The following is a 15,512-nucleotide window of genomic DNA, read 5'->3' as shown; positions in this document are numbered from 1 at the left end:
ACCGTACCTGTGGGAGCTGGCTTGCCAGCGATGATCTAAAGATCACCTCAATCTATCAGGCCGCCGCAGAACCCCCATCTGCAACCCGAACGGCCGGAACACTGAATTCAAAGAATTGAGCGTCGGATTTCCCTCCCCCTGCTCGATCTGGATCAGGGTCCGCACGGAAATCCTGCACATCCTTGCAAACTGGGTCTGCTGCAGCTTCGCCACTTCCACCCGCAACTTGCGCACCGCCGGGCCCAGTTCCAGCGAGCCATCGGCAATCCCCTGCAATACGCCTTCGATCAGCAAAGCGCGAATCTCGATCGAAACCGTCATAGCAATCCCCAGCCTTTCATACGTTGTTCAAGGTTCTTCAAAGCGATGGCCGGGTGGTTCATGACCACCTCCGGCAAGCCCACCAGCAAATCCGGCAAGGCCATCAACCCCCGGGCATCCTGGCGCAGACGTTCGAATGCCTGTTGCGGGTCCACAAGCGGCGCCAGCAACTGGCAGGCCGCGCGCCAATCGACCTCGCCGCCTCGCTCCACGGGCGAAGCCCATTTGGTCGTGCGGGTGATGCCTTCCGCATCCATCACCATGGGCGCCAGGTCGTAGATCGGCGCCAGCCGCAGTTGGGCATCGCTGCGGATGATCGCGGTGTTGCGGCCATGGTTGTCGGAATTGCCGAGGATCTTGTTGATCAGGTCGCGGCGCAGGTACTCCGCCACCAGGTCAGGCACCTGGTCCTTCTGCCCGGCTTTTATCCACAGGCCGGCGAGGGCCTGGATAACCTCCAGATGGTCCATCCGGCTACCCGGCTCGGTGACTCCAGCCAGCGAATACACCGACTCCACCGCCAGTCGCTCGACGCCTTCGACACCGATCCGGCGGTCGAAGCGCTTCATCCACAGGCTGGGCCTATGGCCCTCCTTCAGCGCCAGCTCGGGCGTCGCCACCGTGTCGATACCCAAGGCTTGCAGTGCCTTGTAGTACAGGTACTCGGCACGCAGGATGGTCTGGTCATTGTCCAGCGCCTGGTTGCGGGCGAACTTCACGAACCAGTGGCAGGCAGCCCGGTCATCCTTCAGCACCGCGTCCGGATAGAGCTGCCCGTCCCCCGCTTCGGTCAGCAACAGCTTTGGCGCCTCGCCACCCGCGCCCGTCGCACCGCCAATGGCCGCGCCTTGCTCGTAGGCGTATTCGAGAAAGCGCTGATCGCGGCTGACCACATCATCGAAGCTGAAACCCATGGGCGCCGTGGTATCCAGCCCTTCCATCGACTCCTTGATGCGCAGATTGCCGATCGGTGCCGGGGTGCTGCGCGCCAGCAGGAAAAGGTCGTCAGCCAGGCCCTCCGGCTTTTCCCGGCCCATATGCCTGAGTAGAAAACGCTTGGCGGCGCCGGACGGCGCGATGTCATGCAGGAAGGCCGGGGCCTTTTTGCCATGCTGAGGACCGAAATCCACCGGCAACCTGACACTGACCGCCTTGTCGAACGCACTTTCATAGGCATCCAGATTGGCGCCCACGTACGCCGAGGTGTAACCGTACTGGCAGGGGCTGAGAAAGCCTTTCTCAGGCTCGGCAAAATTCAAGGCCATGGCGTCCTGCCATTTACCCTGGGCGTAGAGCTGGAGGGTCAAGGTGTACATGCCGGCCTCTGTCAGCTTTGAATTGACTGATCTGCAATATAGTGCAATTCAACGAGGAAAACACGGTATATATCTGCATTAAAGTGCAGATAAATGAAAAATCTGGCGGTATAACTGCATTTAAATGCAGATCGCCAGAATAAAAAAAGGGGAGCAATTCGCTCCCCAATGAGGTTAACCGTTTACCGCCGAAGGCTGTCTCAGCCTTCGATCTCGATGAGGATTTCGCCCGGATTCACGCGGTCGCCCTTGGCGATGTGGATGGCGGCAACCTTGCCGGCGATCGGCGATTGCACTTCGGTTTCCATCTTCATCGCTTCGGTGATCAGCACAGCCTGACCGGCCTTGACCACATCACCTTCCTTGACCAGCACATCGACGATGTTGCCCGGCATGGAAGTGCTGATATGGCCCGGCTCGCTGGCCTGCTTGCGCTTGCTGCCGCCACCGCCGACGAATTCGTTGAGCGGTTCGAACACCACTTCTTCCGGCATGCCGTCGATGGACAGGTAGAAGTGACGCTTGCCTTCGGCCTTGACGCCAACACCGGTGATGTCGACGCGGTAGGTTTCGCCGTGGACGTCGATGACGAACTCGGTCGGTACGCCTTCGCCACCGGCCGAGGCCACTGCGCCGGCTTCCGGAATCGGCAGCAGCACTTCAGGGGTCAGGGTGCCGGCTTCGCGCTCTTCGAGGAACTTGCGCCCGATGTCCGGGAACATGGCGAAGGTCAGCACGTCTTCTTCCGACTTGGCCAGGCTGCCGATGTCGGCACGCAGCTTGGTCATTTCCGGCTTGAGCAGGTCGGCCGGGCGCACGTCGATGACCTCTTCGCTGCCGATGGCCTGGCGCCGCAGTTGCTCGTTGACCACGCCCGGGGCCTTGCCGTAACCGCCTTGCAGGTACAGCTTCACTTCGTTGGTGATGGTCTTGTAGCGCTCGCCGGCCAGCACGTTGAAGAAAGCCTGGGTGCCGACGATCTGCGAGGTCGGGGTGACCAGCGGCGGGAAGCCGAGGTCTTCACGCACCCGCGGGATTTCCGCCAGCACTTCGTTCATGCGGTTGAGGGCACCCTGCTCCTTGAGCTGGTTGGCCAGGTTGGAAATCATGCCGCCTGGCACCTGGTTGACCTGGACGCGGGTGTCCACAGAGGTGAATTCGCTTTCGAACTGGTGGTACTTCTTGCGCACGGCGTAGAAGTAGAGGCCGATTTCCTGCAGCAGTTCCAGGTCCAGGCCGGTGTCGAACTCGCTGCCCTTGAGCGCGGCGACCATCGATTCGGTACCCGGGTGGCTGGTGCCCCAGGCGAAGCTGGAGATGGCGGTGTCGATATGGTCGGCGCCGTTCTCGACCGCTTTCAGCTGGCACATCGCGGCCAGGCCGGCGGTGTCGTGGGAGTGGATGAACACCGGCAGCGATTGCTCGGCCTTCAGCGCCTTGACCAGCTCGCCGGTGGCGAACGGGGTCAGCAGGCCGGCCATGTCCTTGATCGCCACCGAGTCGCAACCCATGGCTTCCATCTGCTTGGCCTGGGCGACGAAGGCGTCGATGGTGTGCACCGGGCTGGTGGTGTAGGCGATGGTGCCCTGGGCGTGCTTGCCGGCAGCCTTCACCGCTTCGATGGCGACGCGCAGGTTACGCACGTCGTTCATGGCGTCGAAGATGCGGAATACGTCGATGCCGTTGACCGCCGCCTTGGCGACGAAGGCCTTGACCACGTCGTCGCTGTAGTGGCGGTAGCCCAGCAGGTTCTGGCCGCGCAGCAGCATCTGCAGGCGGGTGTTGGGCAGCGCAGAGCGCAGCTTGCGCAGGCGCTCCCACGGGTCTTCCTTGAGGAAGCGCACGCAGGCGTCGAAGGTCGCGCCGCCCCAGACTTCCAGCGACCAGTAGCCGACCTTGTCGAGCTTGTCGCAGATCGGAAGCATGTCTTCGGTGCGCATGCGGGTGGCCAGCAGGGACTGGTGGGCGTCGCGCAGGATCGTGTCGGTTACGAAAATTTTCTTGGACATTATGGGTTCCTCACAGGCCTGCATGCGCGGCGATGGCGGCGGCGATGGCGAGCGCCAGCTCTTCGGGTTTGCGCTTGATCGAGTAGTTGGTCAGTTCCGGATGGCTTTCCACGAAGCTGGTGTTGAACTGGCCACTGCGGAATTCCGGATTGCGCAGGATTTCCTGGTAATAGGCGGCGGTGGTCTTCACCCCTTGCACGCGCATGTCGTCCAGAGCGCGCAGGCCGCGGTCCATGGCTTCTTCCCAGGTCAGCGCCCAGACCACCAGTTTCAGGCACATGGAGTCATAGAACGGCGGAATGGTGTAGCCGGTGTAGATCGCCGTGTCGGTGCGCACGCCGGGGCCGCCGGGGGCGTAGTAACGGGTGATCTTGCCGAAGCTCGGGAGGAAGTTGTTCTTCGGGTCTTCGGCGTTGATGCGGAACTGCAGGGCGAAGCCGCGGTGCTGGATATCTTCCTGCTTGACCGACAGGGGCAGGCCGGAGGCGATGCGGATCTGCTCGCGAACGATGTCGATGCCGGTGATTTCCTCGGTGATGGTGTGTTCCACCTGCACCCGGGTGTTCATTTCCATGAAGTACACCTCGCCCTCGGCGAGCAGGAACTCCACGGTACCGGCGTTTTCATAGCCGACCGCCTTGGCCGCACGCACCGCCAGGTCGCCGATGTAGGCGCGCTGTTCCGGGGTGAGCTGCGGGCTCGGGGCGATCTCGATGAGCTTCTGGTTGCGGCGCTGGATCGAGCAGTCGCGCTCGAACAGGTGCACCACGTTGCCGAAGCTGTCACCAATGATCTGGGCTTCGATGTGCTTGGGGTTGACGATGCATTTTTCCAGGAAGACTTCCGCCGAACCAAAGGCCTTGGTGGCTTCGGAAATCACCCGCGGGAAGGCCTGTTCCAGCTCCTCGCGGCTGTTGCAGCGGCGGATACCGCGGCCGCCACCACCGGAGGTGGCCTTGAGCATCACCGGGTAACCGATGCGGTCGCCTTCCTGCAGGGCTTCGTGGATATCGGCGACGTTGCCTTCGGTACCCGGGGTGACCGGGACGCCGGCCTTGATCATGCTGCGGCGGGCTTCGGTCTTGTCGCCCATGCGACGAATGACTTCGGCGGCCGGGCCGACGAACTTGATCCCACGTTCAGCGCAGATATCCGCCAGTTCGGCGTTTTCCGAGAGGAAACCGTAGCCGGGGTGCAGGGCGTCGCAACCGGTTTCCACAGCCAGGTTCACCAGCTTGCGCGGGTTCAGGTAGCCGGCCAGGGGCTCGGCACCGATGCTGTGGGCCTCGTCGGCGCGTTTGACGTGCAGGGCGTGACGGTCGGCGTCGGAATAGATCGCCACCGAGCGAATCCCCATCTCGGCGCAGGCCCGCACGATCCGGACTGCGATTTCACCCCTGTTGGCGATCAGGATTTTTTTTATCACTGGAGTCTTCCCAAAGCCGCTGGACAATCGACCCGAATTGGCGGGTCGGCGCGTGACCAGAATCACCTGGCCAGTCGTGCAATCACCCTAGCGCCGTGTGTGAATAAACAAAAATCAATAATTATTAGGGGCTCCATTAGCAATTGCTTATAGTGCGGTAACAAGGTTTTTCACAGGGCTGGGGATAACGTGCGTAAGTCATTGATGCGTATGACATTGCGTCAATTGCAGATCTTCAATGAAGTGTGTGATTTGCGTTCGTACAGCCGGGCGGCAGAGGAGATGGCGCTGACGCAACCCGCCGTAAGTCTACAGATCCGTCAGTTGGAAGAACTGGTCGGCCAGCCGCTTTTCGAATACGTCGGCAAGAAGCTCTACCTGACCGAGGCCGCCGAAGCCTTGCAGCGCGCCAGCCGCGACATCTTTGGCCGCCTGGAAAGCCTCGACATGCAGCTGTCCGACATGCAGGGCTCGCTGCAGGGTCAGTTGAAGCTGGCGGTGGAGTCCAGCGCCAAGTACTTCGTGCCGCACCTGTTCGCGGCGTTCAAGAAGCTGCATCCGGAGGTCAACCTGACCCTGACCGTGGTCAACCGGGCCCAGGCGATCCGCCGTCTTTCCGACAACCGCGACGACCTGATCATCATGTCCATGGTCCCGCAGGACATGGGCCTGGAGTTCCTGCCGTTCCTCAACAACCCCATTGTCGCCGTCGCCCCGCCGGATCATCCGCTGTGCAGGCTGGACAGCCTGCGCCTGCAGGACCTGGAGCCGCATACCCTGCTGGTCCGCGAGCAGGGCTCAGGCACGCGCAAGGCCTGCGAGGAGTACTTCAAGGAGAAGCGCGTGCACTTCACCCAGACGCTGGAAGTGGCCTCGGCCGATGCCCAGCGCGAATGCGTCATTGCGGGTTTGGGCATTGCCCTGCTGACCCGTCATGCGCTGAACCTGGAACTGGCCACCGGGGTGTTGCGCGAGCTACCGGTGGAGGAACTGCCGCTGTATCGCAGCTGGTGCGTGGTGCAATCCAAGGCCAAGCGGCAATCGCCGGTGGCCTTGGCCTTTCTTGCGTTCATTCGTAGCGAACGTGCGCAGATCAGCGGGCTTGTTGAGCGCTTCTCCGGGGTTCTGCCGCCGACACCTGCCATACGTTGAAGCTTTGCAGATCGCCGAAATCGGTGATGTCCTGAAGCAGCCGGCGCTGTTCGGACCAGCTTTCGATCGCGCGGCGGTATTCCATGCGACGCTGGTCTTTTTCCTGCTGCTTGCGGGATTTGGCGCTGGGTTGATACGAGCCATCGAAGTCACGAGCCATTTCATATCTCCCTGATCGAGTGCTTACGCTTACGGGAGTTTCAGACTGAATCGCGAAGTTGACGGTTTGACGGCGGGAGGGTGACAGGGGTGTGAAACCGCAGCTTCAAGCCCCAAGCTTCAAGCCATAAGAAAGAGCCCGTCGGCGCTGAGGCCGCTTTTTCTTGCCGCTTATGGCTTGCAGCTTGAAGCTGAAAATTGAAGCTCCGTTTAGTCTTCCATGTTCTTCAAGGACTTCGGCGAAAGCCGCAAGCTGCGCAAACTGCGCTTCACACTCTTCAAGTGGTTGACCAGGCTCGGCCCGCGGGCCATGGCCACGCCCATCGCCAGCACGTCGATCACCACCAGGTGGGCGATCCGCGAGGTCAGCGGGGTGTAGATCTCGGTGTCTTCATGCACGTCGATGGCCAGGTTGACCGTCGACAGCTCGGCCAGCGGGGTCTGGCTCGGGCACAGGGTGATCAGGTTGGCGCCGCTTTCACGGACGATGTTCGCGGTGATCAGCAGGTCCTTGGAACGGCCGGACTGCGAGATGCATACCGCCACATCACCCGGCTTCAACGTCACCGCCGACATCGCCTGCATGTGCGGGTCGGAATAGGCCGCCGCGCTGAGCAGCAGGCGGAAGAACTTGTGCTGGGCATCCGCCGCCACCGCCCCCGACGCACCGAACCCATAGAACTCGACCCGCTGGGCCTGGGCCATGGCGGTCACGGCGCGCTGCAGGGCCTCCGGATCGAGGTGCTCGCGCACTTCCATCAGGGTATGCAGGGTGGTGTCGAAGATCTTCAGGCTGTAGTCGGCGACCGAGTCGTCTTCATGGATCGCGAACTGGCCGAAACTGGCGCCAGCGGCCAGGCTTTGCGCCAGCTTGAGTTTCAGGTCCTGGAAGCCCGAGCAGCCAATGGCCCGGCAGAAACGCACGATGGTCGGTTCGCTGATGCCGACGCTGTGAGCCAGGTCAGCCATGGAGCTATGCATGACCGCCGCAGGGTCAAGCAGGACGTGATCGGCAACCTTGAGTTCCGACTTGCGCAGCAGGTGGCGCGACTGGGCGATGTGTTGCAACAGATTCAATGGCTGGACTCGGTTATGATCGGCTGGCCGGTTGTAGCAATCTTGTAGTTATACTACATGACCGGCGAACCGCCCAGCTAAACGAGACAGGAGTGTGGTGGGTTTGACTATTCCTTGTGACATTCTGGTCTTCGGCGGCACCGGTGATCTGGCCCTGCATAAACTGCTTCCGGCGCTCTACCACCTGTTTCGCGAGGGTCGCCTGCACCCGGCGGTGCGCATTGTCGCCCTGGCCCGCAGCCCGATGCCGCGCAATAGTTTTCAAAAGCTTGCAGAGCGCCGCTGCCGCGCCCAGATCGCCCGCAACGATTTCGACGACGACACCTGGGACCGCTTCTCCACCCGCCTCGACTACTTCTCCATGGACGCCTCGCAGAGCGCCGATTTCGGCCGCCTGTCGCACTTTCTCGGCGAGCCTGGAGGGCTGGCGCGGATCTACTACCTGGCGACGGCGCCCAACCTGTTCGTGCCCATCGTCACCCACCTGAACATCGCCGGGCTGGTGGACGGCGAATCGCGCATCGTCCTGGAAAAACCCATCGGCCACTCCCTGGAGTCCGCCACCGCGATCAACAGCGCCATTGGCGCAGTGTTCGAGGAATCCCAGGTGTTCCGCATCGACCACTACCTGGGCAAGGAAACCGTGCAGAACCTCATGGCCCTGCGCTTCGCCAATGCCCTGCTGGAACCGGTGTGGCGCGCCAGCCAGATCGACCATGTGCAGATCAGCGTGTGCGAGACCCTCGGTGTCGAGAACCGCGGCGCCTACTACGACCGCGCCGGCGCCACCCGCGACATGCTGCAGAACCACCTGCTGCAACTGCTCTGCCTGGTGGCCATGGAGCCGCCGGCGCAGTTCGATGCCGAGGCTGTGCGTGACGAGAAGGTGAAGATCCTCCGCGCCCTCAAGCCGATCACCGACCAGGACGTGCAGGACAAGACCGTGCGCGGCCAGTACAGCGCCGGCAAGATCGGCGGCCAGGAAGTGCCGGCCTACTACTTCGAGAAGGATGTGGACAACGACAGCGACACCGAGACCTTCGTCGCCGTCGAAGCCCATATCAACAACTGGCGCTGGGCCGGCGTGCCGTTCTACCTGCGCACCGGCAAGCGCCTGGCCAAGCGTTCGTCGCAGATCGTCATCCAGTTCAAGCCGGTGCCGCACCGCCTGTTCGAGGGCGACCGGGCCAACCAGTTGCTGATCCAGCTACAGCCCGACGAACGCATCAGCCTGCAGATGATGACCAAGACCCCGGGCAAGGGCATGCGCCTGGAGCCGGTGGAGCTCAACCTCAACCTCGCCCAGGTCTTCGGCCAGACCCGCCGCTGGGACGCCTACGAACGCCTGCTGCTGGATGTGCTGGATGGCGACTCGACGCTGTTCATGCGCCGCGACGAGGTGGAAGCGGCCTGGGCCTGGATCGACCCGATCCTCAATGGCTGGCTGGAACACTTCCAGACCCCGCGGCCCTACCATGCCGGCACCAATGGGCCGGAACAGGCCCATAGCCTGTTGGCCCGGCATGGCAGGGAATGGCACGGTTAGGGTTCTGGGGCTGCTTCGCAGCCCTTCGCGAGCAAGCTCGCTCCCACAAGGGATTGCTCGAAACCTGTGGGAGCGAGCTTGCTCGCGAAGGGCCGCAAAGCGGCCCCAATGGGCCTACCAGACAGTCTGCTGACTTAACAGCCGTGCCAGTGCATCCGCCTGCACCGGCCGGCTGATCAGGTAACCCTGAACTTCATCGCAGTCCTGCTCGCGCAGGAAGCGCAACTGATCCTCGGTCTCCACCCCTTCGGCGACCACCATCAAATCCAGGCTGTGGGCCATGATGATGATCGCGCGGGTAATCGCGGCATCCTCGCTGCCTTCCTTCAGACCGCGGATAAAGGCCTGGTCGATCTTCACGTAGTCCACTGGCAGGCGTTTCAGATAACTGAGCGAGGAATAACCGGTGCCGAAGTCGTCGATCGCCAGCTTCACCCCCAGCTCATGCAGTTGCTTGAAGGTCGCGATGATGCGCTCGACGCTGTCCAGCAACTGGCTTTCGGTCAGTTCCAGCTCCAGCAGGTGCGGCGCCAGCCCGCTTTCCTCCAGGACCTGGCGCACCAGGCTGACCAGCTTGCCCTGGCGTAGCTGGTAGACCGACAGGTTCACCGACACGCGGATCGGCTCCAGCCCCTGGCGCTGCCATTCGCACGCTTGCCAGCAGGCCTGGCGCAGGACGAATTCGCCCATGGGTGCGATCAGCCCGGTCTCTTCCGCCAGCCCGATAAAGTCCCCCGGCGGCACCATGCCCATGGTCGGATGGTTCCAGCGCACCAGCGCCTCGGCAGCATCCATGCGCCCTGTGGCCAGGCACACCTTGGGTTGGTAGTAGACCTCCAGTTGCCCCTCGTCGATGGCCTTGCGTAGCTGGTTTTCCAGTTGCAGGCGATCAAGGGTGCTGGCCTGCAGGCTCTCGGTATAGAACTGGAAGTTGTCGCCGCCCAGGTGCTTGGCGTGCTGCATGGCCATGTTGGCCTGGTTGACCAGCACATTGAGGTCGACACTCAGGTCCGAGAGCAAGGCGATGCCCACCGAAGCGCTGATCACCAGTTCGTGGTTGTCGAAGCGCACCGGCACCCGCAGCTTCTCCAGCAGGCGCGTCGCCACCCGGACCAGGCTGGACAGGTTGCTGTAGCCATCGAAGAGCACCACGAACTCGTCGCCGGACAGCCGCGCCACGGTGTCCGCCTCGGGCATGGCATTGCCGACGCGCATGGCGATCTGCCTGAGCAACTGGTCGGCGACTTCATGGCCGAGGCTGTCGTTGAGCAGCTTGAAGCGGTCGAGGTCGATGTGCATCAGCGCCAGGCTGCGCCCGCTGGTGCGCAGGCGCTGGCCGGCCTCGAGCAGGCGCAGGCGGAACAGGGCGCGGTTGGCCAGGCCGGTCAGTTCGTCGTAATGGGCAAGGTAGCGCAGGCGCTCCTCGGATTCGCGACGCTCCGACAGATCGCTGAAGAAACCCACCACATTGCTGATCTTGCCGCGGGCGTCGAACACGCCGTTGAGCTGCAACCACTGTGGATAAAGTGTCCCGTCCTTGCGCGCCTCGACCAGCTCACCCTGCCAGCGACCGTTCTGCTCCAACGCCTGGTCGATGGCCCCGTAATGCCGCCGCGCATCCAGGCTGCACGGCAATTCAAGGGCATTACGGCCAAGCAACTCGTCGCGGCCGTAGCCGGTCATGCGGCAGAAGGCCTGGTTCAAGGCGAGCAGTTCATAGCCGGGACCGAGAATGGCGATGCCTTCGCTGGCCGCCTCGAACACCGTCGCCGCCAGGCGCTGCTGTTCCTCCTGGGCACGGCGCGCGCTGATATCGCGGCGGGTCCCGATCATCCGCACCACCCGGCCCTGCTCGTCGCGTTCCACGGCGCGGCCGCGGTCCTCGATCCAGCACCAGTGGCCGTTGTTGTGGCGGAAACGGTATTCGATGCGGTAGTCCTCGGTCCGGCCCTTGAGGTGCTCGACCAGGGTGCGCTTGAGCGCCGGGACATCGTCCGGGTGCAGGCGCGGCTTGAGGTGCACGAGCATGGCCTTGACCGCATCCGGGTTGAGGCCGAACAGCTCGCGCAACTGGGTATGGTGGACTTCGTCGGTTTGCAGGTTCCAGTCCCACAGGCCCAGCTCGCTGGCCTCCAGGGCCAGGGCCAGGCGCTGCTCGCTCTTGCTCAGGGCCTGGTTGGCGACATCCAGCTCGACGCTGCGCTGGGCAACCCGGGTTTCCAGCCCGGCCTGGGCTTCGCGCAGCTGTTCCTCGGCGCCACGACGCTGCTCGACCTCTGCGCCCAGCGCCTTGTTCAACTGTTCGCTGCGGGCATGGGCAGCCTGCAGGTGCTCGATCAGCGCCTGGTTCTGGAAGCGCCGCAGCAGGCTGTTCTCGATCAGCCGGTTGACCTGCCAGGCCACCACCAGCAAGGCGCCCAGCAATAGGAGGCCAAGCAGGCCCCAGCCCTGTTGCTGTTCATCACCGCTCCAGAACAGAAAGCCGATCGGCGGCAGCAGGCACGGCAGGACAAAGCTGAGGAAGGCCGGAAGACTCACGGCATAGGCCACGCTGGCAGAGAGCGCGGCGGCACCGAGCAGGCCAAAGACCCAGGCCTGCTGCACGAAGTTATCCACAGGGACCAGGGCAATCGCCGCACTGGCCAGAGTCAGCCCGCTGAACGCCGAGCCCAGCAGGAACATGCGCCGCCAGTGCGGCCTGGCCTGTCGATCGGGCATCGCCGCGTCGAAGGCCGCGACCTGGATCACCCGCAGCGAGACCAACGCCATCAGCCACACCACCCAGACGCTGACCAGCAGATAGCGCTGCGGGCTCCACAGCAGCCAGGCACAGACCAGGCCGTTCAACAGCATGAACAAGGTAGGCAGCAGCGAGCCTTGGTACAACAGGCGGGTACGCTCAACCGCCAGCTGTGTGGCAAATTGCTTGCGAATGCTGCGGCGTGCCTCGATTGGCACTCCGACGGGGCCGGATGCGAGTGTCATGGGCAGTGTTCTTGTAATGGTTAGCCACAAACGTGCACGGAGCATACACAAGCAACGCCCGGTGCCAAACTGCTCTGTGTCATAAATTCGCACCCCCGAATTCTCCTCCCTTGGTACAAGGCGACCGCTCAAGCACGCGGGCCAAGGGCTGCAGCCGATGACCGGGCGGTCGCGCCGGCCGGTCTTTTTTCCGAGCGGGTTTGCCCAGGCATCCGTTGCCCCCATAGAATGGGCGGATGCATGATGACCTCTCTCTCCTTTTGAATTCCCTCAACGATGCCCAGCGCCAGGCGGTAGCCGCGCCGGTCGGGCGTCAGTTGGTCCTGGCCGGTGCCGGCTCCGGCAAGACCCGCGTGCTGGTGCACCGCATCGCCTGGTTGATCCAGGTCGAGCAGGCGTCGCCGCACTCGATCCTGTCGGTGACCTTCACCAACAAGGCCGCCGCCGAGATGCGCCACCGCATCGAGCAACTGCTGGGCATCAGCCCGGCGGGCATGTGGGTGGGCACCTTCCACGGCCTGGCGCACCGCCTGCTGCGTGCGCATTGGCAGGAAGCCGGGCTGAACCAGAACTTCCAGATCCTCGACGGCGACGACCAGGCCCGCCTGGTCAAGCGGGTGATCCGCGACCTCGGGCTCGACGAGCAGCGCTGGCCGGTGCGCCAGGCGCAGTGGTTCATCAACGGGCAGAAGGACGAGGGCCTGCGCCCGCAGCACATCCAGGTCAACGGCGACCTGTTCCTCGGCACCATGCGCAGCATTTATGAAGCCTATGAAGCCGCCTGCCAGCGTGCCGGCGTCATCGACTTCTCCGAACTGCTGCTGCGCGCCCTGGACCTGTGGCGCGACCATCCGGGCCTGCTGCAGCATTATTCGCGGCGTTTCCGCCACCTGCTGGTGGACGAGTTCCAGGACACCAACGCCGTGCAGTACGCCTGGCTGCGCCTGCTGGCGCAGGGTGGCGACAGCCTGATGGTGGTGGGCGACGACGACCAGTCGATCTACGGCTGGCGCGGTGCGCGAATCGAGAACATCCAGCAGTTCTCCAGCGACTTCCCCGACGCCGAAGTGATCCGCCTGGAACAGAACTACCGCTCCACCGCCGGCATCCTCAAGGCCGCCAACGCCCTGATCGCCAACAACAGCGGGCGCCTGGGCAAGGAACTGTGGACCGAAGGCGGCGACGGCGAGCCGCTGAACCTCTACGCCGCCTTCAACGAACACGACGAAGCCCGCTACGTGGTGGAAACCATCGAAAGCGCGCTGAAGACCGGCCTGGCGCGCAGCGATATCGCCATCCTGTATCGCTCCAACGCCCAGTCGCGGGTGCTTGAAGAAGCCCTGCTGCGCGAGCGCATTCCGTACCGCATCTATGGCGGCCAGCGCTTCTTCGAACGCGCCGAGATCAAGAACGCCATGGCCTACCTGCGCCTGCTCGAAGGCCGCGGCAACGACGCGGCGCTGGAGCGGGTGATCAACGTACCGCCGCGTGGCATCGGCGAGAAGACCGTCGAGACCATCCGCGAGCATGCGCGGCATTCCCAGCTGTCGATGTGGGAAGCCCTGCTCCAGTTGCTGGCCAACAAGGCCCTCAAGGGCCGCGCCGCCAGCGCGCTGGGTGCGTTCATCGAGCTGCTCGACAACCTGTCGGCCAAGGTCCTCGACATGCCGCTGCACCTGATGACCCAGACCGTCATCGAGCAGTCCGGGCTGATCGCCTATCACCAGGAAGAGAAAGGCGAAAAGGGCCAGGCACGGGTAGAAAACCTTGAGGAACTGGTCAGCGCCGCACGCAACTTCGAGCCGAGCGAGGAAGACGGCGAGCTGTCCGCGCTGTCGGCCTTCCTCGGCCATGCCTCGCTGGAAGCCGGCGATGCCCAGGCTGACGAGCATGAGGACAGCATCCAGCTGATGACCCTGCACAGCGCCAAGGGCCTGGAATTCCCCTACGTGTTCCTCGTAGGCATGGAAGAGGGCCTGTTCCCGCACAAGATGAGCCTGGAAGAACCCGGCCGTCTCGAAGAGGAACGCCGCCTGGCCTACGTCGGCGTGACCCGGGCCATGCAGCAGTTGGTCATGACCTACGCGGAAACCCGCCGCCTGTACGGCAGCGAGACCTATAACAAGGTGTCGCGCTTCGTTCGCGAAATTCCGGCCGGGCTGGTGCATGAAGTGCGCCTGTCCAACAGCGTCAGCCGGCCCTTCGCCGGGGCCAAGCAGAGCGTCAACAGCCTGTTCGCCGATGCCAACATCCCGCAGACCGCCTTCAACCTGGGGCAGCGGGTCCAGCATGCGGTGTTCGGCGAGGGCGTGATCCTCAACTTCGAAGGCTCCGGCGCCCAGGCCCGGGTCCAGGTGAATTTCTCCGAGGGCAGCAAGTGGCTGATGCTCGGGTACGCCAAGCTCGAAGCCCTCTAAAAGGTCGATTCCGACCATCGGTGCAGGCCTTTCCTTCATCCCCTGAAGGAAAGGCCTACAGCCCGATACATAGGCCGTCAGAAACTTCAGGCAAAAGCTAGAAACATCTTGTCGCTGTCATGGGTTCCAGAACTTGTGCAACATGGCGCGCGTGTAATCCACAAATGGGAATACCCTTCTATGCAACGTTTTCTCAGCATCGCCCTGGCGCTGTGCATCGGTCTCACCATGAGCCTCGACGCCAACGCCAAGCGCTTCGGCGGCGGCAAGAGTTCGGGCGCCGCTCCGACGCACCAGACCCGTCAGGCTACGCCTGCCAACCCTGCCGCCACCCCGACTGCGCCGGGCCGTGCCCCAGCTGCAGCCAGCGGCGCCTCGAAGTGGCTCGGCCCACTGGCCGGCATCGCTGCCGGTGGCCTGCTGGCCTCGATGCTGATGGGTGATGGCTTCGAAGGCATGCAGATCTTCGACATCCTGATCATGGCGCTGATCGCCTTCCTGGCCTTCCGCTTCATCGCCGCCCGCCGTCGCAAGCAGCAGCAGCCGCAAATGGCTGCCGCTGGCCACCCGGCCTACCAGCGTGAAGTGCACGAGCAGCCTGCCCAGCCGTCGATCTTCGGTGGTTCCGCCGCGCCTGCAGCTGCTGCCCGCCCGGTGATCAACGCGCCGGCCTGGTTCAACGAGCAGAGCTTCCTGTCTGCCGCACGCAACCACTTCCAGACGCTGCAGCAGCACTGGGATGCCAACGAAATGGACAAGATCGCCGAGTTCGTGACCCCGCAACTGCTCGAGTTCCTCAAGCGTGAGCGCGCCGATCTGGGTGATGGCTTCCAGTCCACCTACATCGACAACCTCGATGTGCAACTGGAAGGTGTCGACGATCGCCACGACAAGACCATCGCCACCCTGACCTTCAGCGGTGTGTCGAAGACCTCCCGTTTCGACCAGGGCGAAGTGTTCAGCGAAAGCTGGAACATGGAACGCGCCCAGGGCGAGAACCAGCCTTGGCTGGTCGCGGGGATCCGCCAGAACGGCTGATCTTGAGGCGTTTGCAGAAAAAACCCCGGGCTTGCCCGGGGTTTTGCTTTTAGCGCAGCGTCCTAC

General features: G+C 63.3%; 11 protein-coding genes. 4 read left to right on the top strand and 7 right to left on the bottom strand.

Going from position 1 to position 15,512, the window contains the following annotated elements; all coding sequences use genetic code 11:
• Nucleotides 1-42: 42 nt before the first annotated feature.
• From AC2CQI_RS20725 to AC2CQI_RS20710, 4 genes are all read right to left on the bottom strand, one after another.
• Nucleotides 43-321, bottom strand: a complete 279-nt coding sequence (locus AC2CQI_RS20725) for a helix-turn-helix domain-containing protein (protein ID WP_075805800.1) — start codon at nt 319-321, stop codon at nt 43-45.
• A complete protein-coding gene (locus AC2CQI_RS20720) occupies nt 318-1,637 on the bottom strand; it encodes a type II toxin-antitoxin system HipA family toxin (RefSeq protein ID WP_484577738.1) in 1,320 nt (439 codons plus the stop codon). Before AC2CQI_RS20720 ends, AC2CQI_RS20725 begins: the two co-directional genes overlap by 4 nt.
• Nucleotides 1,638-1,837: 200 nt before the next feature.
• The gene (gene oadA / locus AC2CQI_RS20715; RefSeq protein ID WP_484577737.1) at nt 1,838-3,646 is read right to left on the bottom strand and encodes a sodium-extruding oxaloacetate decarboxylase subunit alpha; all 1,809 of its coding nucleotides are present in this window, start codon (nt 3,644-3,646) and stop codon (nt 1,838-1,840) included.
• Nucleotides 3,647-3,656: 10 nt separating this feature from the next.
• Nucleotides 3,657-5,072, bottom strand: a complete 1,416-nt coding sequence (locus tag AC2CQI_RS20710) for an acetyl-CoA carboxylase biotin carboxylase subunit (RefSeq protein WP_484577736.1) — start codon at nt 5,070-5,072, stop codon at nt 3,657-3,659.
• A 204-nt stretch (nt 5,073-5,276) separates the two neighbouring features.
• On the opposite strand from AC2CQI_RS20710, the gene AC2CQI_RS20705 reads away from it, so the two are divergent.
• On the top strand, nt 5,277-6,224 hold the full coding sequence (locus AC2CQI_RS20705; RefSeq protein ID WP_178392063.1) for a LysR family transcriptional regulator: 948 nt from the start codon (nt 5,277-5,279) through the stop codon (nt 6,222-6,224).
• On the opposite strand, the gene AC2CQI_RS20700 is transcribed toward AC2CQI_RS20705, so the two are convergent.
• Both AC2CQI_RS20700 and hexR read right to left on the bottom strand, forming a co-directional pair.
• The gene (locus tag AC2CQI_RS20700) at nt 6,166-6,384 is read right to left on the bottom strand and encodes a PA3496 family putative envelope integrity protein (protein ID WP_484577735.1); all 219 of its coding nucleotides are present in this window, start codon (nt 6,382-6,384) and stop codon (nt 6,166-6,168) included. The genes AC2CQI_RS20705 and AC2CQI_RS20700 overlap by 59 nt on opposite strands.
• 209 nt (nt 6,385-6,593) lie before the next feature.
• Complete coding sequence (gene hexR, locus AC2CQI_RS20695) at nt 6,594-7,460, bottom strand: transcriptional regulator HexR (RefSeq protein WP_075805795.1); 867 nt, start codon at nt 7,458-7,460, stop codon at nt 6,594-6,596.
• Between the two features lie 103 nt (nt 7,461-7,563).
• Between hexR and zwf the strand changes: the two genes are divergently transcribed.
• The gene (gene zwf, locus AC2CQI_RS20690) at nt 7,564-9,006 is read left to right on the top strand and encodes a glucose-6-phosphate dehydrogenase (RefSeq protein WP_484577734.1); all 1,443 of its coding nucleotides are present in this window, start codon (nt 7,564-7,566) and stop codon (nt 9,004-9,006) included.
• Nucleotides 9,007-9,120: 114 nt separating this feature from the next.
• Here the strand turns inward: zwf and AC2CQI_RS20685 are convergent, their stop codons facing one another.
• Complete coding sequence (locus AC2CQI_RS20685) at nt 9,121-11,991, bottom strand: putative bifunctional diguanylate cyclase/phosphodiesterase (RefSeq protein WP_484577733.1); 2,871 nt, start codon at nt 11,989-11,991, stop codon at nt 9,121-9,123.
• Between the two features lie 236 nt (nt 11,992-12,227).
• Between AC2CQI_RS20685 and uvrD the strand changes: the two genes are divergently transcribed.
• On the top strand, nt 12,228-14,408 hold the full coding sequence (gene uvrD / locus AC2CQI_RS20680; RefSeq protein WP_075805792.1) for a DNA helicase II: 2,181 nt from the start codon (nt 12,228-12,230) through the stop codon (nt 14,406-14,408).
• A gap of 180 nt (nt 14,409-14,588) precedes the next feature.
• On the top strand, nt 14,589-15,446 hold the full coding sequence (locus AC2CQI_RS20675; protein ID WP_484577732.1) for a Tim44 domain-containing protein: 858 nt from the start codon (nt 14,589-14,591) through the stop codon (nt 15,444-15,446).
• The last annotated feature ends 66 nt before the right edge of the window (nt 15,447-15,512 follow it).

It is taken from the genome of Pseudomonas sp. P2S-1 (genome assembly GCF_057197725.1).
Note: the sequence above shows the minus strand (reverse complement) of the source record. Positions and strands in the feature narration are given on the sequence as shown.